We start from the raw sequence: 1,489 nt of genomic DNA, 5'->3' as shown, positions 1-1,489 counted from the left end.
CTGATAGTAAATTCTTTACTCTTAATATTATAGGGGATATAAATGATAAAGTCAACAAAAAAGTGCTAAGTTATATCTGAATGTATAACTCGTCTGAGGACGAAAATTTAGATGCGTTTGCCCTGCCCCCCTCCTCCTCTAAAATTATTTTTTTTGATCTTTCATCAAACTGATTCATATTCTCTTTACAATAAATTGAAATAGTAATCTCTCTTTGATATTCATCATCATTTATATGAGCATGATGGACTTTAGGATCCTTTAGCATATCCTCTAAATATCCTATCATCTGCTTTACCTCTCCAGGAGTCAAATATATCCCTATTTCTTGAAGTGTCTTATCATTTTCCAAATCTAATATTCTCATAGCAACCTTCTAATTATGTGGGACATCTTTGGGATATATTGGGTCTGATTTTACCTTTTTCCATTCATCTTTCTCAATACCATAATTACTCTTTGCAAATTCTAAAGTATCTTCTAAACTATTCTGTAAAAAATCTGCAATAGATTTTTTGGAGTCTATTGGGAAAACATATAAATAAAATCCCACCTCCACAAAATCTTCTTCAATAATTAATTTTAATCTTGGTTCTTTAGTTGTATATGCTAATAGTTTAAACATTTTCATTTACTCCTTAGGATAAATTCTGTGTTTATCCGTTGCATCCCGCCAATGTCTACCAATTTTCTCTTCAATGTGAACATGAGGTCTATCTCCATGAGTGTTTTTCATATCAAATCTAATTCTTCTTGTTCCATCCTTTGAGAGAAGTATCTTATCACCCTTCTGATTGGTAATAACTTTATAATCTTTTCCTAAATACTTTTCTACTTTTTTAGCAACATTACCGATGTTATCTACATCTACATTTTTTCCTATAGCCTTTGCCCCAATTTTGCCTATTACCTTACCCCCACCAACGAGTACTGTCTTTATTCCACCAACAACTATCTTTCCAGCTCCCAAAAAATCTGTTGGATCAACTGGGTCTGCTTCAATAGTCTCTTCCTCTGCCGTAGGTACTACACCTAAAATAGGTAATAAAGCATTTGCTATTCCAGAACCAATACCCAAGTATGCACCTTCTCTTGCACTTGCCCAGAAATCTCCACCACACATTAATGAACTTACGCCACCATATATTGCTCCTTCTATTCCCCATTCTAATACATCTCCTAATGCTCCACCCCACTTTCCAAAATTTATCCCTGCACTTATCCCCGCACTAAATTGATTAAGCATCCAGCTACTACCAGCACTCATTAAAGCTGCTCCCCATCCACCATACTGATATGCTTCATAGACATTATAAAGTGTCTTAGCCGCTGTATAAAATTTCCATACTGTCCATATAAATTGCCAAAATTCACCATTCGGGTCTATATGTGTGAGTGGGTTATTTGCGCAGTAAACATAAAGATTATCTGCTGGATTTTGTATCGGATCCGGGGTAATAAATCTGCCCAATGCCGGGTCGTAGTATCT

3 protein-coding genes are annotated in these 1,489 nt (G+C 35.2%); all 3 read right to left on the bottom strand.

Going from position 1 to position 1,489, the window contains the following annotated elements; all coding sequences use genetic code 11:
- Positions 1 to 70: 70 nt before the first annotated feature.
- Positions 71 to 367, bottom strand: coding sequence for a hypothetical protein (locus tag AB1414_20685; protein ID MEW6609827.1), 297 nt, complete (start codon positions 365 to 367; stop codon positions 71 to 73).
- Positions 368 to 376: 9 nt separating this feature from the next.
- Positions 377 to 625, bottom strand: a complete 249-nt coding sequence (locus AB1414_20680) for a hypothetical protein (GenBank protein MEW6609826.1) — start codon at positions 623 to 625, stop codon at positions 377 to 379.
- Positions 626 to 631: 6 nt separating this feature from the next.
- The coding region (locus AB1414_20675) for an RHS repeat-associated core domain-containing protein (GenBank protein MEW6609825.1) at positions 632 to 1,489 on the bottom strand (858 nt) is incomplete at its 5' end.

It is taken from the genome of bacterium, assembly GCA_040755795.1.
GTDB lineage: Bacteria > UBA9089 > CG2-30-40-21 > CG2-30-40-21 > SBAY01 > JBFLXS01.
The sequence above is the reverse complement of the archived record's forward strand: the minus strand, read 5'-3'. Positions and strand labels throughout refer to the sequence as shown.

Excerpts from the sequence above, each read along its gene's own strand:
- AB1414_20685 (MEW6609827.1), bottom strand. The coding sequence starts at position 367 with ATGAGAATATTAGATTTGGAAAATGATAAGACACTTCAAGAAATAGGG.
- AB1414_20680 (MEW6609826.1), bottom strand. The coding sequence starts at position 625 with ATGTTTAAACTATTAGCATATACAACTAAAGAACCAAGATTAAAATTA.